This is a genomic window from Persicitalea jodogahamensis (genome assembly GCF_014651615.1).
Lineage (GTDB): Bacteria > Bacteroidota > Bacteroidia > Cytophagales > Spirosomataceae > Persicitalea > Persicitalea jodogahamensis.
In genome coordinates this window covers 230,795-249,527 of record NZ_BMXF01000005.1, presented here as the reverse complement: position 1 = coordinate 249,527, position 18,733 = coordinate 230,795, and the positions used below count along the sequence as shown (strand labels likewise).

Genomic DNA, 18,733 nt, shown 5'->3' with positions numbered 1-18,733 from the left:
ACTGAAAAAGGGGGCATTTTGTGCGAAAAAAGCGGGTTGCGAATTTTAAAACCGGATGTGTCTGGCCAGAAAAAGACGAAGGAGAACAAACTAGGGCCTCAAACTCCCAATAACCTCCACACCCCCGATACAAAGAAAAGCACCAACCCTACGGGCGTGAGCACCTTCCAGCCCAAGTACATAAGCTGATCCACACGCAGCCGTGGCAGCGTCCAGCGAACCCACATTTGTACCAGCACGCCCAGCAAGGCCTTGGATAAAAGCCAAAACGCCCCTGATATGTATCCCAGCCAGGTACCCGGCTCGCCGCTTGTCCAGTCGGCCAGCCGGACAGGGCCGATGTTCGGGAATGGCGTATTCCAACTACCCAGAAAAAGCACAGCCCCCAGCAACGATACCAGCAGCATCATCCCGTATTCCGACAGCATGAGCAGCGCATAGCGCATCCCTGAGTACTCCGTATGAAAGCCGCCAACCAGCTCCGATTCGCCCTCGGGAAGGTCGAAGGGCGCACGGTTGCATTCAGCCAGTGAGGCAATGAAAAAAATAACGTACACGATCAGCAAAAATGGGTTTCTGACGATGTTCCAGGATAAAAAACCGCCCACATGCGTCACGTCAACTCCCAAATCTTTTAACCCAAAAAGGTAGATCGGTTCCAAAGAATAGATCCCCTGCTGAAAACTGATCACCTGCAGATCGAGGGTTTGGGTGAGCATCACCACGCAAAGTACGCTCAGGCCAAGGGGTACTTCGTAGCTGATGATCTGTGCGACTGAGCGCATGGCGCCGAAGAGCGAGTACTTGTTGTTGGAACCCCAGCCCGCCATCAAAATCCCGATGACATCTACCGATAAGATGGTAATCAGATAAAACACACCTACCGCCGCCCCCGAACCGCTCAGTCCCGGTGCCATGGGCATAACCGCATAGGCTGCAAACACAGCCGCGAATATAATGAACGGAGCGCCCAGAAACAGCCATTTGTCGGCAGCTTTGGGAACGATGTCTTCCTTCTGCAGTAGCTTTAATAAGTCGGCGATAAGTTGCAGCAGCCCCCATTTCCCTACCTCCATCGGCCCCATCCGATCCTGGATAAATGCCGAAACCTTCCGCTCAAGATACACCCCCACGACCACGAAGCCGGGTACCATGAGGAGGAAGATGAGGAGCGTAAAGAGCATGGGGATTCTTTGAAGTGGTAAAGTTCCAGAGTGGCAAAGTACCAAAGTGGGCTGACGCCGGATGCGGAGTATGTCCGGCAGAGGTTTTAGTATTTAAATACTCACTCGGGCACTTGGGTACTTTGCCACTCAAATTAAAACTCTGCGCTTTTCGGGTAACGCGGGAAAGGAATCACATCACGTATGTTCCCCATACCCGTAACGAACTGGACCAGGCGTTCGAAGCCCAGGCCGAAGCCTGAGTGCGGGGCCGTGCCGAACTTACGGGTTTCAAGGTACCACCAGATTATGTCGGGATCAATGCCGACCTCGTGGACGCGTTCGAGGAGCACATCGTAGTTCTCTTCACGCTGGCTGCCGCCGATAATTTCGCCGATGCCGGGGAACAGCACGTCCATCGCCCGGACGGTAGGGGCGGGCGCCGCGTCGGAGGCCTCGTCCACTTTCATGTAAAAAGACTTGATCGAACGCGGGTAGTTGGTCAGGATCACAGGTTTTTTGAAATGCTTCTCGACGAGATAGCGCTCATGCTCGCTCTGCAGGTCCACGCCCCACTCCACGTGATACTGAAATTTTTTCTGCTTGTGCGGCTTGGAGTTTTCCAGAATCTTGATCGCCTCCGTGTACGTGAGTCGCTCAAAGGGGTTATCCACGACGAATCGCAATTTTTCGGTCAGGGGCATAGAGCGCTCAGCCTGCGGCTTGCTTTTCTCTTCCTCCGCCTGGCGTTTTTCGAGAAATTCGAGGTCATCGACACAGTTGTCGAGGGCGTACCGAATCACGTACTTGACGAAATCCTCCGCCAGATCCATGTTGTCGTTCAGATCAAAGAAAGCCATTTCCGGCTCGATCATCCAGAATTCCGCCAGGTGGCGGGTGGTATTGGAGTTTTCGGCCCGAAACGTGGGACCGAAGGTATAAATCTTGGACAAGGCCAAAGCCCCCAACTCGCCTTCGAGCTGGCCCGAAACGGTCAGATTGGCTTCGCGACCAAAAAAGTCTTCTTTGTAATCGACCTTCCCGGTTTCGTCGCGGGGGGGCTCGCCGGCGTCCAGCGTCGTGACGCGGAACATTTCGCCCGCCCCCTCGGCGTCGGAGGCCGTAATGATCGGCGTGTGGAGGTAGAAAAAACCGTTGTCGTTGTAATACTTGTGTACGGCAAAAGCCAGAGCGTGCCGAATTCGGAGAATAGCCGAGAAGGTATTGGTTCGGGGCCGCAGGTGTGCAATTTCCCGCAAAAATTCCAGCGAGTGCTTTTTGGGTTGCAGCGGATAATCCTCAGGGTCGGCAGTTCCGTATATCAGGACATCCTGCATTTTTACCTCTACGGCTTGTCCTGAACCCAAAGATTCTACCAGGGTGCCCGTGACTTTGAGGCAGGCACCCGTCGTAATAAGGCGCAGAGTGGATTCGGGAAATTGCCCCGGCTCAGCTACGGCCTGAATGTTGTGCAGCGTGGAACCGTCGTTGAGAGAGATAAAAATGGCGTTTTTGCTTTCGCGCTTGGTACGCACCCAGGCTTTTATCTCCACGGGTTGGCCGACTTCGGCACTCTTCAGGATTTGGTTGATCTGTATAGGACCCATTTAGTTGATGACAATGAATGATGGACAATGTATAAGATCGGGGCATCGTCAGATAGGGCGCGAAATTACAAATTAGCCATCTAAAACCTATGCTAATACTTTGTGTGCTGCCAAATCGTGCTTACAGCAGGTCGGAAACTAGACTGCCTCATAAATAAATAACCATATAAAATGCTGATAAATAACAGTTTGTAAAAAATCGAATAATAAAAGGTTACTAATTAAAGGCGAAACTATAAATTGGCATTAATATTGATAAAGAAGTAACTAATAATCGGGAAGAGGATGCCTGAGGCCAGAATGAAAACCTGAAATCCACTATGAACAATCTTTACTGACTCATGCAAAAACTTATAATTAACCAGGGGTTTCTGCAGAAGCTTTCGCCGCAGCAAATTCAGTTTATCAAGTTACTTCAGGTTCCTACCGCCGAATTGGATGCCCGCATTAAGGAAGAACTAGAGATAAATCCAGCGCTTGAGGAGGGACAGGAGGAGGTTCCCAAGAATGAGTACGAACTCGAGGAAATGGACGGGAACGATTATGAGGAAAGTACCCATGACGACCTCGATCTGGATACCTACCTGCAGCATGAGGATATGGGGGGCTACAAAATGTATGGCGATGGCTCCTACAATAATGACGAGGACCGGGAATTTCCTGTCGCTACGCGCATGACCCTTCATGATAGCCTGTTTCAGCAGTTTGGCTTCCTGCACCTTACTGAGCAGGAGCGTTTTCTGGGGTTGCATCTGTTGGGCAGTATCGAAAACGACGGCTACCTGCGGAGGGCGCTCAAGTCCATCGCCAGCGACCTGGTTTTTACGCAGGGTATTTACACAACCGAATGCGAGCTGGAGCGTATTCTGAAAATGGTTCAGGCTCTCGAACCTGCAGGGATCGGTGCCCGTGGACTACAGGAATGTCTGCTATTGCAGCTTCGACGCCGGGACCAGTCCGACGTGACCGTGCAATTAGCCTTACAGACGATCGAGCATTATTTCGAGGAGTTCTCTAAAAAACATTATGAGAAAATACAGCGGCGGCTAGGCATATCTAGTCAGGAAGCCTATGACGTCCTGACGCTCATTACCAAACTCAATCCCAAGCCCGGCTCAGTGGAGGGCGACGACGACCGATCGCACTATCTGACGCCCGATTTTATTCTGAGCAACCACAACGGCAACCTGGAAGTGACGCTCAACGCCCGGAATGCCCCTGAGCTGCGCATCAATCGCACTTTTGCCGACATGTTGGATACTTATCACAAAAGCGATAAAACCAACAAGAGCGTCCGTGAGACGGCAACCTTCGTGAAGCAAAAACTGGATTCGGCCAAATGGTTTATTGACGCCATCAGGCAGCGGCAGGCCACACTTATGCGCACCATGTCAGCCATTTTGAACTACCAGTACGATTTCTTCCTGGATGGCGACGAAACCAGGCTTCGTCCGATGATTCTGAAAGATATAGCCACGATCATCGACATGGATGTTTCGACGGTCTCGCGGGTGGCCAGCAGCAAGTGCGTACAAACCGAATTCGGCTTGTATCCGCTCAAATATTTCTTCTCCGAGGGTATTGCCACCGACTCCGGAGAGGATGCCAGCAGCCGCGAGGTCAAAAATATCCTCCGCGAACTGATCGAAAGCGAACCTAAGCGCAAACCTTTCTCGGACGACAAGCTGGAAAAACTACTCAATGCCAAAGGCTATAACATCGCCCGCCGTACTGTAGCCAAGTACCGCGAGCAGCTTAATATCCCCGTGGCACGGCTCCGAAAACAGATTTAAGATTTTGCCTGGGTGTATATTTGTGGGGGTGTCTGGAGGGGAGGATCTATTCAGGGAAATACCTGGCTTTACAGGAAGGCGGCGAACCAGCCTGGACAAATAAACGACACAACTACTCAACAGAACTACTACTTTTGCTGTTTCAGAAATTAAAACAGAAACACGCTGAGTTGAGCCACCGCCTTGCCTTTTTCCTGTCTGTCATCCTGCACCCGCTGCTGCTCCCCACCTATATCTTCGCCATTCTTTTTGGCCTGACCCCCGAATTGGTGGGTGTAGTTGCACTAAGTTTATCAGCGCGAATCAGTCTTCTGGTCCTGCTTTTCCTGAATACTTTTGTGGCTCCGGCGTTGGTCATCTTCTATATGCATCGGCTGGGTTTTGTCAAAAGCCTGCAGCTACAGACCCTGCGTGACCGTCGGTTGCCCTACTTGGTCACCCTGATGATTTATGCTTTGAGTACTTACCTGTTTGGCTGGCAGTTTCAGCCCGTCAGCGAACTGGCTCCGCAGATTTCCATCGTGCTGGGCAGCATCACGGTTTCACTGATTTTCGTGGCCTTAATCAGCCTGAGCTGGCAGATCAGCGCCCATGCTACGGGTATGGGAGGCTGTTTAGGAGCGTTGGGTGGCGTTATTCTGCGTTACGGCGACTTTGCATTATTCCTTCCTTTCGTCGTTAGTGTTATCGTCACTGGTTTTCTGCTGAGCGCGCGCTTGTACCTTAATGCCCACACACCCGCCCAGGTTTCCGCCGGATTGGCTCTGGGCGTGGCAGTCAGTATGGTGGCAGTGTTTTTGTTCTTTTAAGAGTAAAAACTTCGGCTTCAAGGAATGAGCACCCCGACAACTGAAAGGTGCCGGATACGCCAGTTTGCCCATATCCTTGACCCCATCATTTTCTACCTAACCCTGATTCAGTATGTACAAGAACCTCATTTACGAAGCGACTGATGGCGTGGCGCGCATCACCCTCAACCGCCCGCAGGTGCACAATGCCCTTAGCCCTGATCTTATTCAGGAAATAACCCGGGCCGTCAATGCCGCCGGTGCTGATGACTCCGTGCGAGTGCTGCTTCTTACCGGCTCGGGCGACAAAGCCTTCTGCTCTGGAGCCGACCTGAAAGCAGGACTGGGAGAAAACCCCAGCATGGGCGACGCCCTGCGCAGCCGTTACAATCCCATGATTCGTGCCTTGCGGAACATTCCCAAGCCCGTTGTGTGCCGCCTCAACGGATTGGTGGCGGGGGCAGGCTGTTCGCTTGCCTTAGCCTGCGATGTGGTCATCATGCCCGAAGAAGCCTACTTCGCCCAACTTTTCGTGGGAATCGGTCTGATGCCCGACGCCGGTTCTACTTTTTTTCTACCCCGCCTGGTTGGCACGGCCCGCGCCTTCGACCTGGCCTCCACGGGCCGCCGGGTGTATGGTCCCGAAGCTATGCAAATAGGAATGGTGCAACGCACCGTACCTGCCGCTGAGCTAGATGCCGCCGTGGCTGAAACCGTCGCTTACTACCGTCATGCACCCACGCGAGCCATCGGCGCCATGAAGCGGGCTCTCAACCAATCCTTCGATTCCGATCTGGAAACCATGCTGGAAGTGGAAGCGCGGGAGCAAGACGTGCTGGGCCAATCGCGCGATACCGCCGAAGGTATCATGGCTTTTTTACAAAAGCGGAAATCGGATTTTCAGGGATTGTAGTGATCAGGAAAAGACTTTTTATAAAAAACGAAAAATTGTTTTGGTGAAAACCCAATCATCCACTACTTTTGCAGTCCCATTAGCGGAATGGTTCTGTAGCTCAATTGGATAGAGCACCTGACTACGGATCAGGAGGTTTGGGGTTCGAATCCCTACAGAATCACTTGAAAGTAAAGCACCTGGCGTTTATATGCCAGGTGCTTTTTTGTTTGGCTCGCCCACAAACTCGCCCGGATTGGGAGGTATATGGGAAGTATAGAAGTCTATTAATTCCTTCGCTGGGTTTTCAATAGTATTAGATTTGGTTCAGTCTAAAGATCTAATCAAAACTTTCGAACACTAGATTTCTCTAAATCCCATCTGACTTCTCGAAGTAGGATATCAATATAGGTATTACGCACAGGTTCCTCATTGCCAGAAATAGGCTGGGCAATCTGGCCCAATTTCTTCTGAGTTTCTGGAATATCCTCAAAATGACTTATCCTTTCATTTGGTATAGCTATCACCCGATCTTCCTTTTTAGGCTTTCAGAAGGAATATATTTTCCTTCTCTTCTCGGCGCCGAATTCGTTGCGAACTAATCTAGTTCTTGGGCAGTCAAACCCTCCCCTTTTCTGTGGAAATTATTCTGGATCAAAGAGTGTAAGAGGAAGATTGATGTTACACAAATTGGAAACTACACATTTGCCAACGACCTAAAGTCCCCCTAGGAAATCCTGAACTGTGGTAATTGTAAATTCTTCCTCCTCCTCAGGATTAGCTGCCTGCCAAGTGCGGTGAGCTATTTTTTTTAGTTTTTCAATACCAACTTTGGTGTTATCATCCACCTCATTTATGGATTCCAAATTGTCATATGGCCATTTCAGCAAGCTTTCTAAATGAGTTCTGGACTGGAAAGTATAGTATCGTAGGGAAGCATTGAATACTTATTATAATCTGCTTTTATGGCCGTGGTATTGATTGTATCCCATTTACCTTATATGAATTTGAGTTAATCAAAGTTGCTTATCATGGGAGCTGGATAGGTGTCATGGTAAGATACTAAATATGGCTATTAAAGTAGCCCAAATTTGCATCTACCAAAAACCGTCGGTCCAGAAAACTGTTGAATTCTTCACAAGAAGTTTCAGGAATAAGTGTGCAGGAATGACACGAGGCTTTATTCAAACTCCCCACCCCCTGGCCATCCGACTCCCAGCAGATGGGGTCTGTGGCACAATCAGTAGCCCGATACAGAGCAGATTTTAAAAGGTATGTTAGCTGTTCAGATTTAGCCATTGATGTCAACCCTCCATAACTACCCTCAGCTCCGGCTATGGTATAAATTAGGAGTCCACACATCCGGTTATCGACATAAAGACGTTCTTGTAAGGAGGCCGCCGGGTAACCACAATAAAACTCCAATTCACGAATCAGGACATGAGAGAGCGTATGGGCTAGAACCAATTCTGCACTGACCTGCTTCTGAGCTATGGATACTTGAAAGGACTCTTTCGCTCTACTCTGAAAGTCTTGGGTTCTGCTTTTAACTTCCCCGCTATTCTTCCAAAGGGCAACCTTTTTCCTATCCAGTTCAAAAAAAATTCCCTCCCCATAATTTTCTACTCCTGGTAGAAAAAAGGTCTTTTTCCCGAAGCTCTCCACTACAAATTTTTTCTTTACTCTTGGACGAGTCAATGGGTCTTCGTCTTCGTCGGAGAGGTATTCGTCCGGCTGTATTGGCTCTTGTCGGGTGTAGGAGGTAAGTACACTTGCAAGCTGTATTTTATCCAGCCTATATACCGATTTGATACCCTCAATGGGTTCTGTTAACGATACTTTTTCGAAACAGAGGTTTTCTTCCCTACACTCGGGTTTAGAGGTTATAAAGCCAAATTCCTGGTATCGGTAATCCGCCTCGCTTATAGTAGATCGGACTTGGTCTAATTTGAAATTATTTGCTATAATCCGTTTAATAACCGATAGATCAATAGCTAAACTATGGTATTTGAGTACTTTTTGGGCTACTATTGTTTCTTCCGTCCCAAAATCTTCAACTATTGCTTTGATCTTTTCAATCAATTCCTGACTTAAATTTTCCTGTGTTGGTGGTAGATATAGACTCGTCAGAATATTGGGGAAATACACACTATTACTGCTTCTCAACACTGGTTTTAGAGGAATCTGGGAATGCCCTCCTTCGAACTCGCGCAATGTATTTTTGGGCTGTCGTAAATTGAAAAGACCCCTCAGAGAACGCCATCTTTCTTTTTTGTCAGGTAAAACTGCCTTCACAATTAAGTTTCGTAAATCAGAATACTGGCTGTCGGTGCTAAGAAAAAACTGGGTACCAGGAGGTACAGCTACTGTTCTCAGAACGGTTTCCTTTTTTTCGTCATCTGCCTGAGCAGAACCCTCCTCCTGGTGGCTGGCAAACACCCATTGATCCCATGGTACATCAGCAATATCACCATGAGCAGACGTCATCACAAAGCGGATCTGTTCCATTATGACTTTCTTCCGGTTTGCCGATTTACAATATGGGCACTCAGGAGGAGTGGGTAAGTCGGCACCCTGAAAAAGTAACTTCCAACTTTTCCTTAAATCGTCCAGGTGCTCGAAACGTTGGCAACTGGGACAGGAAAACCATCTTGGAAAATACTCCGCACTAATAATTTTATCTCCATCTGCTGGCGAATTGAAGTTAAGCTGGTTGACCGGTACCCGTTTAATAGCTTTTAACTCCGTAAACTGTTTTCGTAGCCTTCCCACAAATCGGATGTCCTGGATGCTGTTTTTCAGGTCATCATTTTTTATCCATAACCCTACCCAATGTTCGTAGTAAGGCCATTGATCAAATGGTTTGATCAGGATGGATCCATGTCGCGTCTCAATTAAAGAACCTATCCCACCATAGGCACTTATAGATTTCCTAGTTTGTATTTCTTCGTATTCCATGGCTATAATTGTTATTGTTTTAATGTTGAGGGGACAATTCGAATAATACTACTTGTATCCACTTCTCGCATGGATTCCATCAGATTCCAGTCCGAAGTGAATTTATCAGGGGGATCGATCAGACCTCTACTCTTGTCTCTGTTATTTTTGTATTGTAACTGCGCGATTTCCAGGGTCTTCTGGACCCAATTGTCATTCAATTGTTTTAGGAGTTGCTCAGCATACGCTTTTTGTGTTGGGTCCTGAATCCGTTTCAAGAGTAGTTCTTTGATACCTTCATAATCACCGGATTTATAATTTACCGCCTCACCGTTGGCAGCTCGATTCTGTACGTGCCGAACGTGAGTAATAAGCAGACTTTTTAACATTTTTTCCAGGGCAATTTCTGTATAAGGAGTCACACTCAGGGGCTCTACGTATTGATAATAGGCCAAGTTGACACTTACGTAATTTTCAAAAAGCGATTTTTCACGAGCTCTATTAGGGTCCATCAGATTAATTACCAATCCTTTTTTGTCTCTTCCCACCCTACTCGACGCCTGAATGTATTCGGCAATATTCCGGGGCTGACCATTCATAAGCATAATATTCAAACGACTGATATCAATCCCTACTGAAAGCATATTTGTGGCCAGTACCAAGTCTACTGTATTTTCAACTTGCGTATTTCCAGTCTTATCATTTTTACCCAAAGCGAATGGCTGACCTAACTTATCCAGTACTTGCTTTATCTCATAGCTTGGAACTCGGCTTGTGAGTTCATAGGCCCGGTAATCCAAGCCACGGTAATTGAACCCCAAAGCCGGATGCATTTTGTAGCGAATGTGAAGAGTTTCCAATGCCTCTTTTAAGCGAGCTCCCACATCATTATAGGCCCTTCCCACATCGCGCAAGCTGTTGTAGTACGATACGATGGTCCAAAAAGGATCAATGGCCTGAATCGCTCCAGCCTCGCCATCTGGTTGTGCCAGGTAGTGTTGGTATAGCTCCGCTCGGGCATAAAGCAAATGAGCTAATATTTGAATTTGGGTTTCCAGGCTAGATTTGCCCGATGGCATAAAACCGGTATGCCGTCGTTGAGAATCTTCACTTACATACGAAAAGAAATTATCCTCGTACGTAATTCCAGGAGCTGGGAAAATGCTTACTTCCCGATTATACAGGCCAGTAATTTGTTGACTTGTATTTCGCGTTGTGGCGGTTGAGGCTACAATTTTAGGAATACGGGAAGGCCGTGTACAGAGTTCGAGAATGATCGTTTCAAATAACCCTACCACCGAACCAAGTGGGCCACTAAGTAGGTGAAGCTCATCCTGAATGATGAGATCGGGAGGGAGCTTTTCGTTATCGAGGGAATTGAAAAGTTGATGCCCTTCTTCGATATGAGGAAGCTGGGCAAACTTATCGACCGTTCCAAACAGAAGCGTCGGCCGTTTTTGATAAATTTGTTGATCAATGAAGTAGATTGGAAGCTCAGTGGTAAAATGACAGGAGTTATTAAGACATTTGGTAGTAAAACTAATTCTGCCTTTGGCATTTGAAGATTCATAACCCATTACCAGTTTGCCCGTTTTAGGGTGAGTAGAAATAAGATTACAGCCACACCAGGGACAACTGCTGAGTGGAAATTGATTCTTGCTTTCCAGGTTGACGCTAGTACCATTATTTTTTCTTTCAATCTCCCTATCTAACTCTTCTACTTTGGTATGAGCATCTTTCAGTTTGTTAGGGGTGGTGGATCTACCCACCCACATACCAATCGAAATAGGTGTTTCCCCTAAGCTTGCATCGCCAGATTCTATCAACTTGACACGTAGAAACTCTAAGGCCACAATAAGCCTGGAAGCTCTTTCAAACTGTTGGGCGGTCAGGAGTCGAAGCGTATAGCGCATTATGACAGCTACCCCATCACTTTTGCCCGGATTAGTAATATTCCGAAGTAAAATGGTGTAAGCCGTGAGAGCCAGATAGGCCTCAGTTTTACCCCCTCCCGTCGGGAACCAGATTAGATCCACCACCTCTCGTGAATTGTCCATTGTTGCCGCCGGATAGGCCATATCTTTAAGATTTAGCAACAGAAAAGCAAGCTGGAAAGGGCGATATTGAGGCTCCCTATAATTAATGTCAAAATGGTTGTATTCGCTAAAATATTCCAGGGATTTGTAGGGTGCATGCGGCAGCCCTTCAAAATCTTTTAATTCTTTGATTGTGTTTCCAAAAGCCCCATTTTGGTCCCTCGAAATGATCATTTGAATATACATAGCCGTATTGGCCAGCTTGAAACAACGAAAAATAAGATCATTGTCCAGAGATGCAACGTTTGATCGTAATCGTGCTATCAGCCCTTTATGTGCTTCCAGTAATGGGTTGTATAATTCTTTGTTGCTTATGTCCTCTTCGGCTTTTGTGCGCTGCTTATTGAGCCAATCTTCATAGCTATCCACAAACCGAGATAGACGTTGCTGAATTTCTACTCGACTCAGCGATGTCCAGATAGATAGATTTTTGAGTTTTGATACTTCGCGTACCTCCGTTGGTATTTCATTCCGAAATGCATTACTATAATGCCGGATGTCTACCTCGGGGAGGTGGATAGTACTGATCCCAACAACGGGTATTGCCCTTGGCCAGCATACTGAGCAGCTATGGCCAATTCCGAAGGCCTTTACCTCCCGGTATTGATAGCTGATGGTTTCGGCCTCCTGGTCGTAGGGATTTCGGAATTGGTGTGGCTTATAGGGCAAAATCTCCGTTTGATGTACTTCGATGCCTACCTGAAACAGGCATTTGTGATTAAGTAAATCATTCCCATTGGAAAACTTTGATCCGGGGTGATCAGTGGAACTATTTTCCAGCAGAACCTTAACATATTTGCGTCCCTCTCTCAGAATGATCCGAACATGGTACGTGGCTCCCAGTTCGTTTTTAGAATTAATGGTTCTGGTCCATAGTTTCTCTGAAAAGGTTATGTTCTCATGGGGCAACTCAATGTCCACCCTCTCCGTTACGGCTGCCCTTTGCCATAAGGTATCACTGAGGAGCGACCTTACGCGCCTGTACCCTTCCAAATTGAGAATTTCTGCTGATTCTTTGTACCAGGTTCGCAAACTTAAAATAGTCTCTTTGGCACCGTCCAAAGTCAGTCGAATGCTATTATCGGAGAAAGTTACCAACTCATTGATGGGGTGAGCGGTCAACTGAGACAGCTCCGCAAGCCGGTCATACTCAGCCCGAGTTAACGAGACTTCCCTTTCCGTCTTGGAGAGTTTACGGTATACACCAAATTGAAAAGTGACCGGTATGCTTTCCGTGGATTGGGACACACAGAACGATAAACCCATGTTAGTGGGGAAGTAGTAGTTGGCTGAAACACGCCCGGCTTCTTCCTCTGCTTCCTGTCCTTTGACAATAGACTGATTAGTTTCAATCATTCCTTCGGGCGGTCCGTCTTGTCTGACAATCGGAAACGGCTCCTCGTTAGTATTCTTTTCTGGATCCAAGGCATTTTCCCCGATGCGCGCTTCCAGTTCGACTTGCTCCCCCAGGGGAGCAACAAGGGCGCTTCGCTTAGGGAAAAGAATACCCCCAAAGTAGCGCCGAACCGGATAGTCACTGATAATTTCAACCTGATCGTCAGGCCATAGTGTTTCTGAGCCAGGGCCAATCAGGCCTACTTGAAGGCGGTTTAAAAAGGATCTTCTGTTTTGGTCAGTTGGGAGGGGTAATTCCATAGATGGTATGGGTTATCGGTTTTCGATTGAAGTCACAACTTTTTCCTGGATGGATTCAATGAGCAGGTAAATTAGATTTTCGGTGAGCAGGCTAAGTACGGGACCCTTAATCGCATAGTCCGAGTTTTCGAATACCATCAATTCACTTCCTAACTCACGGCCTATTCGCTGACGAAGACTTTTATCCTTTCGTTTATAACTGAGAATTTCACGGTATGCCAAATCAAACGCCGAGCCAGCACCTTTGTATTGAAGGCTGAGGGCGTGAATAGCCTTTAACGTATCGTAATTGGGAAATCGGGTGGAATTACTGGATAGGAGATAGTTGTGCAGCACCTGTTGACTATTATTATATCCATGGTTCTTGAGCTGTTGGAACAATCGGTCTTCATCCCCAAAAAAATAGTTGAGATATAAATTATACAACTCCTCACGCCAGGTTGCTGACGCAGCCTCTATTTTCTCATACAAACCCTGGGTGTCCAGGCTTCTGATTACTTCCTCAAATGCATCTGCATTGTTGTTCTGATAGTACCGAATACGGTTTCCTGCAATAAGAGTCCCAACAGCCACAATCTTTCTTTGACCCCCCTCCTTTAGGAGTTCAACGCGACGGTTCAAATGCGTATCATAGTACGTCTTATCCGTAAATCTGATTTTACACGGCTGAGCGATCCATTCATAGCTGGACTCATCACCCGGAATAAACTGTTTGCTAATATCAATTGAGAACAGTTTTTCAATCCTGACAGAGTTTGTAAAGGTAAGTGAGGGAGGAGGGTCAATATCCAATCGGCAATTGGTCCAGAGGTGACGATCCAGGTGGCTAATTTTTGCCCTTTCGGCAAGAAAATAGCTACGAAGAACATAGTCGGGGTATTCGTCTTCCAAGCCAGCATAGGCTAATACAATAATCGGAAGAGTCAATAAAGATAACTGGTCCAATAGCTGAAAGCTCTGACTGATCTCGGGTAAAAACAGTTTACCCCTGGTTGAAGGAGGAATGTATTTTTCCGGAGACTCAGCCCATTGGGCTACGGTAGGGATGGATTGATGATGCCAGCGCCGGGAACCAACGCCATACAGTACATTCTGACCCTCCATTGCTTTGGCCTGTTGCTCATGCCCGAGCATAACCCACGACCGGTGCAGGTGATTTTGCGCACAAAACTCAATGAGTGAGTTCCATTTTGGATTGTTTGTCTCAAAATAGGAATGTATTTCCCTAAACAAGTACTGAATGGGTAGGGTATTCCTTCTAATTTCATCTGGATCATATTGCTGCACTTCAAACCAGCGCTCCTCCCATTCAGGCTCTTCAAATCGATTTTCAATCTGCTGCTGATAATACTGAAGACAGCCGTCTCTCACAGCACCCATCGGAATTGCCAGCCCAAGATAGGGCCGTAGCCAGGATATACATTCACGGAGGTCAATGTTGAATTCTTCGCGATACTTTTGCAGAAGTGTTTCTAATCCTTCGACCAGGGAAACTAATCCAGCGGCCGATACCTTATGCGTTTTTAGGGTTGAAAAACTACAATTACGAAGGTACTGAATCTCAGTGGCGGTCATCTCCCAGGTTTTTGCATCAGGAAACTTCTCATCTCCGATGAGAATCAGACGCCCTACATCGCCTGAGTTTAGCTTTTTTCTGAGAGCAGGTATTACATTACGGTAACGGGAGGCTCCCACTACAACTAATTCATCAAAATACATACTGGGGAGAATATGTTCAATCGCAGTAGCTACATCACCACAAGCCTCAATCATAGGCTGTACGGGCAAATGATGCGCCCTTTGTTCTCCGGTTTTATTTAAGTAGCGTAAGGGTAAACAATTATTGATTTGCCAAAGCTCTCCTTCTGCTAAAACCACCGACCGGTGTTTGAATTCTGACAAGAGAGGAAGTTTGCTTTTGCGTAATTTTGTCCGAAAGAATGTACGGTACTCTTTTAAACCGCTTGCGGTTGCCCTGGGCTTATATTCATACTTTGTGTTGGGCAATAACCTAACCGGCTCCTTAAACTCAACTTCGTATATCCCGTGCATGCCCTTGGCAGGAAAGGCCGGGCTGATACCCCATTTGTTTTGACCTCGTTGAGTTTTTACCACATAAATGTCATCATTACGAAATACCCATTCACCTTGTTTAGGTTTGTAAGGCTCTTGCTGGATAGTCCTATGGTTCTGCCTGTATTTTACCACCGCCAACGTATACAGCAATACCTCGTTAAAGTTTGGGCCAAGAGCGAAGCCGGGGAGTTTTAATTGAATACAGTTGGTTTCGGGGGTTGCCGGTTTGCTTAACATCCGGTAAAGCAAACCCGAAAGAAAGCGGTCCGAAGCCGTCCAGTGGGATTCAGCGATAGACTTCGAGAGTAGGGCAAAATCTGCCTGAAGAGTCGACAGATAGTCAGTAGTACTGTGATGGAGGGGCATTACTAAGTCAGTGGCTGTGTGTTTTAATTGGTGTCTGAAATATAGAAGTCAGGATAAGCTTGGTATTACTCTTTCCCACCCGCCCCCGGCCAATACTCTTAGCTGAAGGCCTCCTGCAATAGTTAAAGAGTATCATTCGAGTGCTATTGACTACACTTCGGTATACTTGGCCAGAACGTTAACCTCGTTGGTTTCGGTATTTTCTATCTTTTGGCAAACTGGGAAGATATACCCAATACCCCATTATATACTGTTTTTTTACATCTAGGTTAACCTTGCCTATCATTGTTCAAATCTCATTCTTTAACATAGAATCATGTAAGTAATTAAATGCCGGGTTTATATATATTATGGGAAAGGTATCCCCCCCTCTCAATAATACTCCTTAATATACCCATACGCCCGATCAAACAGCTGCTGATCCTTATGCAGCTTGTATTTGAGCAATGACTGTCGGAGAGACTTCTGGACCTCCCGCTCACCGGCGACGGTGGTTTGCCAGCCGGGGAAGCGGACTACCTTCACGATTTGGTCGATATCGGTGACGATGCGCTCCACTACCGCTGGGGTTTGGTCGGTTTTAATTTCCAGGAAGAGCTCGGTGAGGGCGGCGGCTCCCGTTTTGCGGATGGCCACGGGCTCGGTTTCGCGTTCGGCCTGAACGGTTTCCTGGGCCAGTTTGCAGAGTTCCTTTACGAAGTCGATGCTGGCGATCAGGCCGCGCTCGGCTTTGTTGCGCAGGTCTTCCAGTCGGTCGCTGAGTTCTTTATATTTTGGATTTCCGGCATCTTTGTTCCAACGGCTGATCAGCTCCTTTTCGAGTTGCTTGACCTTTTGGGAGTTGGGGTTCTTGGACAAATCGTCGATGATGTCGGCATCCAAGACAAATTCTGCCAGATCGTCGATGCCACCCACATGGATGTTCTCGTGGATCAGTTTGGTGGTTTGGGCGCCGAGCGTATACCACAGTAGCTTGCCGATGCCATCGCCGGCTGGTTTCACGGATTCATATACCTGCGACAACCATTTGTAGTCGGTTTGATAGGGATTTAGAACAGCATCGGGCGAGAGCGACTCCCACAGTTTGACCAGGTAGGTGAAGTCCAGGGCAAAGGCATCCTTTTGCTCGTTGGTTTTAATGGCTTCCTGCGCGGCTTCCAGGCCTTCGAAGCCGCGCAGAGTGCGGTCGACGCCTGTAAAGTGTTGCAGGCAGTCGCGCATGGCTTCGGGGAGTTTGTCGCGGAGTTCCTGCAAATTGGTCACTACTTTCTTGACCGTCTCCTCGTCGAATTGCAGGGCCTCGGCGGCATCGTCGAAAATGCCGAAGTAATCCACAATGCAGCCGAAGGTTTTGTTGGGATAGAGGCGGTTGGTCCGGCAAATGGCCTGCAACAGCGTATGGTCTTTCAGCGACTTGTCCAAGTACATGGTTTGCAGGATCGGCGCGTCGAAGCCGGTCAGCAACTTGGCCGTGACGATCAGGAATTTGAGCGGTGAGGCCGCGTCGTTGAATTCATCCAGTACCTTTTCCTGCTGCGATTTATCCAGCGCCCACTTTTGCTTGAATTCGTAGTCGTCGTTGGCGCTCGTGGAAATGACCACCCGACTGGCTTCTGTTACGAAGTGTTTGTCCAGGGCCTCTTTGTACTGCACACAGGCGTAGCGGTCGGGCGTGACGATCATGGCTTTGAAGCCGTGCGGCAGTACCTTCTCCTTGAAGTGCTTCGCGATGTCGTTCACGATCAGCTCCACCCGTTCGGGCGATTTCAGGAAGGCCGACATCTTGGCGGCTTTCTTGCTCAGCGCATCGGCTTCTTCGTCGCTCAGGGCAGCTTCGTCGGTCAGTTCCTTGAAGAGTTTGTCGATGGTAGCCTTGTCCACGTGCACGTCCACCAGCCGTGGCTCGAAGTGCAGCGGCAGCGTGGCTTTGTCGCGGATGGAATCCTGAAAGGTATAGCGTGAGAGGTACCCCTTTTCGTCTTCTTCGGAGCCAAATGCCCAGAACGTATTCTTGTCCACTTTGTTGACGGGCGTTCCCGTAAGACCAAACAGAAAGGCATTGGGCAATGCGGCCCGCATTTGCCGCGCCAGGTCACCTTCCTGCGTGCGGTGGGCTTCGTCTACCAGCACGATGATGTTGTCGCGGGTATTCATGTTGGGCGGCGCATCCCGGAATTTATGGATCATCGAGATAATGATCTTACGGGTATCCTTAGCCAGCAGGTCATGCAGTTCTTTGATATTTTCGGTGGGTTGGACGTTGGCCACGTCGGCGGCGTTGAAGGTACCCGAAATCTGGGTATCCAGATCGGTGCGGTCTACCAGGATGATCACAGTTGGACTTTTCAGCTCGGGGAGTCGGCGGAGTTTCTGGGCCGCAAAAACCATCAGCAACGATTTGCCCGATCCCTGAAAATGCCAGATCAAACCTTTTTTGAGGCGGCCTTCTCGCACCCGCTCCACAATCCGGTTGGCTCCTTCGTACTGCTGGTACCGGCAGATGATCTTGATGCGTCGTTTCTTTTTGTCCGTCGAGTACAGCGAAAAGTTTTGCAGAATATCCAGCAGGCGTTTGGGTTGCAATAGGTCGGTGAGTTCCTTACCAACTTTGCCTAGGCCGAGTGCCTTTATCAGGCTGTCCTCGTCCGTTTCGAGTCGCCAGGGCGGCCATTGTTCCAGCGGACAGCGCACCGAGCCGTAAAACAGGTCTTTGCCTTCGGTTGCGAACGACAGGATGTTAGGGACGAAGAGTTGCGGGACGGCGTTTTCATAGATGCTGTGGATTTCGTGCGCACCGTCGAGCCAGGATACCGACGGCCGAATGGGCGTTTTAGCCTCGCCGACCACGACCGGAATGCCGTTGATCAGCATAACGATATCGGGAATCTTGGTTTCGTGGTGGTGGGTGCGGTACTGATTCGTCAGGACGAAGCGGTTGTTGTCCGGTTCGGCAAAATCAATGAGATACACCGGCACGTGGCGGTTATTGGGGCCGAAGGGCATGGTCTTCTCGCCAGTGAGCCACTTGGCAAACTCTTCGTTGGCCTTAACCAGGCCTACCTGATTGACCATGAGCAGAATCGCCCGCAGCTTGTAGATGACCTCGTCGGCCCGCTCGGGCTGTCGGGCTATCTCGGGATTGATCCCGATGAGCGCATCGCGCAATTCACTCTCCACAAGTACTTCGTTCACGCTCCTTTTGAGTTCGGAGGCGGGCTGATAATGCCACTGTAAACCGTACGTTCCTTTCTCTTCGGCCCAATTGGCGTGGTTCAGGTTGACGCCACTGAGTTGCTGTATGATGTAGTGCTCAACGGTATTTAACTCGTTGAATGGCATGGAGGGGTGTTTGAGGGTTA

The 18,733-nt window shown here is 48.3% G+C and carries 10 protein-coding genes and 1 tRNA gene; 4 read left to right on the top strand and 7 right to left on the bottom strand.

What is annotated here, in order from left to right; translation table 11 throughout:
- Window positions 1-98: 98 nt before the first annotated feature.
- Both IE117_RS22215 and asnS read right to left on the bottom strand, forming a co-directional pair.
- Window positions 99-1,184 (bottom strand): complex I subunit 1/NuoH family protein, encoded by a 1,086-nt coding sequence (locus tag IE117_RS22215; protein WP_189567397.1) that lies wholly within the window; start codon window positions 1,182-1,184, stop codon window positions 99-101.
- A gap of 134 nt (window positions 1,185-1,318) precedes the next feature.
- On the bottom strand, window positions 1,319-2,770 hold the full coding sequence (gene asnS, locus IE117_RS22210; protein WP_189567395.1) for an asparagine--tRNA ligase: 1,452 nt from the start codon (window positions 2,768-2,770) through the stop codon (window positions 1,319-1,321).
- Between the two features lie 341 nt (window positions 2,771-3,111).
- Between asnS and rpoN the strand changes: the two genes are divergently transcribed.
- The 4 genes from rpoN (at window position 3,112) to IE117_RS22190 (ending at window position 6,427) form a co-directional block, all read left to right on the top strand.
- Window positions 3,112-4,563, top strand: coding sequence for an RNA polymerase factor sigma-54 (gene rpoN, locus IE117_RS22205; protein WP_189567394.1), 1,452 nt, complete (start codon window positions 3,112-3,114; stop codon window positions 4,561-4,563).
- Window positions 4,564-4,697: 134 nt separating this feature from the next.
- Complete coding sequence (locus IE117_RS22200; protein WP_229581298.1) at window positions 4,698-5,372, top strand: hypothetical protein; 675 nt, start codon at window positions 4,698-4,700, stop codon at window positions 5,370-5,372.
- Between the two features lie 112 nt (window positions 5,373-5,484).
- Window positions 5,485-6,264 carry an enoyl-CoA hydratase/isomerase family protein gene (locus IE117_RS22195; RefSeq protein WP_189567392.1) on the top strand — a complete coding sequence of 260 codons (780 nt, stop codon included), beginning with the start codon at window positions 5,485-5,487 and terminating at the stop codon, window positions 6,262-6,264.
- Window positions 6,265-6,353: 89 nt separating this feature from the next.
- Window positions 6,354-6,427: transfer RNA gene (locus tag IE117_RS22190), tRNA-Arg, on the top strand.
- Between the two features lie 532 nt (window positions 6,428-6,959).
- Here the strand turns inward: IE117_RS22190 and IE117_RS22185 are convergent.
- The 5 genes from IE117_RS22185 to IE117_RS22165 all read right to left on the bottom strand — a co-directional run bounded on the left by IE117_RS22185 (window position 6,960) and on the right by IE117_RS22165 (window position 18,713).
- Window positions 6,960-7,109 (bottom strand): hypothetical protein, encoded by a 150-nt coding sequence (locus IE117_RS22185; protein ID WP_189567390.1) that lies wholly within the window; start codon window positions 7,107-7,109, stop codon window positions 6,960-6,962.
- 196 nt (window positions 7,110-7,305) lie between these two features.
- The gene (drmB, locus tag IE117_RS22180) at window positions 7,306-9,201 is read right to left on the bottom strand and encodes an MrfA Zn-binding domain-containing protein (protein ID WP_189567388.1); all 1,896 of its coding nucleotides are present in this window, start codon (window positions 9,199-9,201) and stop codon (window positions 7,306-7,308) included.
- A gap of 11 nt (window positions 9,202-9,212) precedes the next feature.
- Window positions 9,213-12,932 carry a helicase-related protein gene (locus tag IE117_RS22175; RefSeq protein ID WP_189567386.1) on the bottom strand — a complete coding sequence of 1,240 codons (3,720 nt, stop codon included), beginning with the start codon at window positions 12,930-12,932 and terminating at the stop codon, window positions 9,213-9,215.
- A gap of 12 nt (window positions 12,933-12,944) precedes the next feature.
- Window positions 12,945-15,374, bottom strand: a complete 2,430-nt coding sequence (locus tag IE117_RS22170; RefSeq protein WP_189567384.1) for a DISARM anti-phage system protein DrmE domain-containing protein — start codon at window positions 15,372-15,374, stop codon at window positions 12,945-12,947.
- A gap of 372 nt (window positions 15,375-15,746) precedes the next feature.
- Window positions 15,747-18,713 carry a type I restriction endonuclease subunit R gene (locus tag IE117_RS22165; RefSeq protein ID WP_189567382.1) on the bottom strand — a complete coding sequence of 989 codons (2,967 nt, stop codon included), beginning with the start codon at window positions 18,711-18,713 and terminating at the stop codon, window positions 15,747-15,749.
- Window positions 18,714-18,733: the final 20 nt, after the last annotated feature.